We start from the raw sequence: 3,589 nt of genomic DNA on the forward strand, positions 1-3,589 counted from the left end.
TCTAAATACGTGTGCAGCTGCTTGATTTGATCCAACCCGGCCACACTAAACCAATAACTTGGGGCTATGGTGGGAGTGCTGGCATCATCGGCAAAAGCATCTTCATCGCCCGCCTCGGCAAAGGGATCTTCTTCGTCGGCAAACTCATCTACGCCTGCCTGACCGCCACCCTCTTCTGCGAAAGGATCTTCTTCATCACTCGCCTCTGACTCAACAACCTCCAGTGTGTTCTTATCGGCATCGAGAATAATGTCTAGCGTGACTGTGCCTCCGAGTTGGCGATCAATCACACTCAAACCCTGATGGATTTCACTGTCACTTTTAAAATAATCTACAAAACGGTTTTCCACCTCGAGTCTGGTAATCCCCCAAGCGCTCACCAGCAGAGCCACCAGTGCGAGCAATAAAATTTTTCCACCATGAAGTTCTGCCAGCTTGGAAAAACGCACGGTAAGTGCTGCTGAGTTATCACCACGATCTTTGGGCTCCCCTTTGGGGAGAATCATCAGGCCTGCAGGCAGTACCACAAATACCAAAATAAAGCCCACCACCAGACCAATGGTCATCATCCAACCAAAGTCTATTACCGGGCGAATACCGCTCATCACCAACGACATAAAAGCAACGATCGTGGTCAATGCCGAATACAGGCAGGGCACCGCCATATCGCGCACGGTTTGCAGCACTAAATCGGCTTGATCCATATCGGGATCAATCGCATGAATTTCGCGATAGCGCACCACCACATAAATCGTGAATGCAAACACCATTATTAATAAGAGCGCAACGAAATTCGAGGAGATAACAGTGAGCCGCCAATCAATCCAGCTCAACCAACCGAGCATCAACGTCACTGACATTAAGCAGGTAGCGAGCGGCAGCACCACGAACCGCCATTGACGGAATAAAAATGCCAACATAAAAATAATGAACGCAATCAATGCGCCGCCAAACACCACCAGATCGCTTTTAATATAGGCGATCATATCGGTGGTGATCATGCTCACACCGCCGAGAAAAATCTGGGCTCGATCCTGATATTTCGCGACTATGCCGCGCACAATTTCCACGCGCGCCGCGTCATGTGCAGCTGTGGCAGTGCGATAATCCAGAAACTCAGCCGACACCTGAATTAATTCTTTTTCCTCTGCTGCACTAAGCCCTTCTTTATCGCGCTTTAGACGCAGCGCATCGCGGTGGCGCGCCATTTGGATATATTGGTTGTTCACTTTTAAGTTGAGCAGAATTGCCGATGTCGTCCCATCAGGGCTCAACAACATATCGCGATAAATCGGGCTGGTTAAAAATTCCTGCTTGACCATCGCACGATCAACACCGGGTGTCAGCAAGGTGCGCGTGGATTCTTTTTGCTCAGCCAAAGGGCGCATAGGACTGTAGAGCAGCGGCACATCGATCATGGAGTAGACGCTGGCCACACCATCAACGCTCGCCAGTTCATCGCGCAATTGTTTGAGCGTATTGATCGACTCATCGGAAAACATATCGGCTTTGGGTGCATAAGTGAGCACCAGAAAATCACCGCTTTGGTAGCGCTTGGAAATTTCGCGCAAGTAATCGATGGAGGTATCGTGTTCGAGCGTGAGCGAATCAGCGGATGCATCCAATTTGAAATTGGTCATACCAAACGCAGCAACTATGGTGAGCAACACCAGTGTTGTCAGCACGTGGTAAGGACGATTGATAACGAGCGCGCGGTAAATTCGACTGAGCGACAGATAAAAGCGTGAAAGTGTCTGCATGAAAAAATCCGGTTGGTGAAGTTTCCCTGAGCGACAGGACCTGCATAAGGGCGTGCCAGTGGTGCATCGGCCAGAAGGGTGGCGCCATTATGCCAGCCACCCCTTTTTAAAACAGTAAAAAGGCCATCAACTCAGAGCGCTAGAAACGATTTGTTACAAAAGTCAGTCTGCCTTTTTCGTATGGCCATCACTGTGCCCAAGCGAGCGCTCGGGGCAGAGTAGATCGCGCACCCGCTGCTTTAGTTCCTTGGCTTCCGGAAAGCCGCCATCGCTAACCCGGTCCCAGATCAACTGGTCGTTGAGCCACACATGGAATATTCCACCGGTCCCCGGATGTAGCGCCACTTCGTCCAACTCACCATCAAAGGTACTCAATAGCTCTTGGGCAAGCCAGGCGGAGCGCAGCATCCACCGGCACATATTGCAGTAGTGAATAACTACTTTATTTTTTGGTTGGGGGGGAGCATGAGGAATTATGTGCTCAGGAATATCAGCCATTTGATTGCCCTTTAGGGTATGAGTTAATAGAATTCGATGATAAGGTCATTCAGATCACAGGATCGGCGTCAAAATCCGCAGTTTCAGGGTAGATAGCAGCACAAATAACGATTCAGACGACAAAATACGGAATCTGCCATGCTCAAACTCCATTTTAAGGACAATCGACGCCCGCCCCTGTGGGTCGTCGAAAAACTCTTCTCTATTGGTAGAGCAGCAGACAACCACTTAATCATTGACGAAGATGGCGTAGACCCACTGCACGCCAAGGTTATTCAGGAAAATACCAAATACTTTCTCAAAGATAACAACAGCACCAGCGGCTGTTTCATCAACGGCCAGCGCGTAACCCAGAAAGAGATCCTGCCCGGCGATATTATCAAAATCGGCAACAGCGACATTATCGTACTCGACCCCCGCAGCCTGCCCGATAAAGCCAAAGACACCTACAGCGCCCCCTGGCGGCTCGTCTCCGATAGCAGTTGGCTGGCGGGTAAGCATTTTATATTGCTGCCGGAGCGCGGCACGGTGATAGGGCGCGGCAATCAGTGCGACATTGTGATCCCGGGCACCCATTTATCGCGCCGCCACACCGAAATCAGCATCGAAGGCAACCATCTGCGCATCAAAGACCTCGGCTCCGCCAATGGCACTTTCCTCAATGAATTGCGTATCGACAACGCCACCGCTAACAATGGCGACCGCTTACGCCTGGATGTCTACACATTCCGCATAGTCGCACCCGACCTCGAAGACAGCAAAACCCGCATCCGCAAACCGATCGATGAGCTGAGCAAACCAGTTGAGCGCAAACTACCCAGCAGCGAACCCAAGCGCTGGAAAACCCGCCCCACTTCGCCCGGCAACCGCATCGAACCCAGCCTGAGCAACGGCCGTCGCAACGCATGGTTGGCACTGATGGCCGCTACCCTGGTGGTCACCGCTATCGTCGCCTTTTTGTTGTGGTAGAATCCGCCGCCTATTAGCTCAAAGAATTCTTGCTCCATCCGGTTGCACCGATTAACCCGTTTCAATCCATTAGTTTTCAATCAATAGACGTCAGGAACGCATCATGAGTTTTGAACTTGTCCCTGCGGGCAAAAGCCTGCCCGATGACTTTAACGTAGTTATCGAAATCCCCATGAATTCCGGTATCAAGTACGAGATCGACAAAGACAGCAATGCGCTGTTTGTTGACCGTCTGGTGAGTACCGCCATGTACTACCCTTGCAACTACGGCTACATCCCCAACACTCTGTGTGGCGATGGCGATGCAGCCGACGTACTCGTGGTATTCCCACAGCCAGTACAAGCAGGCTCGGTAATTCGCT

Annotated in this window: 4 protein-coding genes; 2 read left to right on the forward strand and 2 right to left on the reverse strand. The window is 51.1% G+C overall.

Annotated features, from left to right (window positions below):
* On the reverse strand, positions 1-1,760 hold a 1,760-nt coding region (locus ACWA6V_RS19110; protein WP_449523985.1), incomplete at its 3' end, for an efflux RND transporter permease subunit.
* A gap of 162 nt (positions 1,761-1,922) precedes the next feature.
* Complete coding sequence (locus tag ACWA6V_RS19115) at positions 1,923-2,258, reverse strand: SelT/SelW/SelH family protein (RefSeq protein WP_449523986.1); 336 nt, start codon at positions 2,256-2,258, stop codon at positions 1,923-1,925.
* A gap of 138 nt (positions 2,259-2,396) precedes the next feature.
* On the opposite strand from ACWA6V_RS19115, the gene ACWA6V_RS19120 reads away from it, so the two are divergent.
* Together ACWA6V_RS19120 and ACWA6V_RS19125 are read left to right on the forward strand one after the other, a co-directional pair.
* Positions 2,397-3,227 (forward strand): FHA domain-containing protein, encoded by an 831-nt coding sequence (locus ACWA6V_RS19120; protein WP_449523987.1) that lies wholly within the window; start codon positions 2,397-2,399, stop codon positions 3,225-3,227.
* Positions 3,228-3,330: 103 nt separating this feature from the next.
* A partial coding sequence (locus ACWA6V_RS19125; RefSeq protein WP_449523988.1) for an inorganic diphosphatase occupies positions 3,331-3,589 on the forward strand: 259 nt, incomplete at its 3' end.

The organism is Cellvibrio sp., from assembly GCF_053579595.1.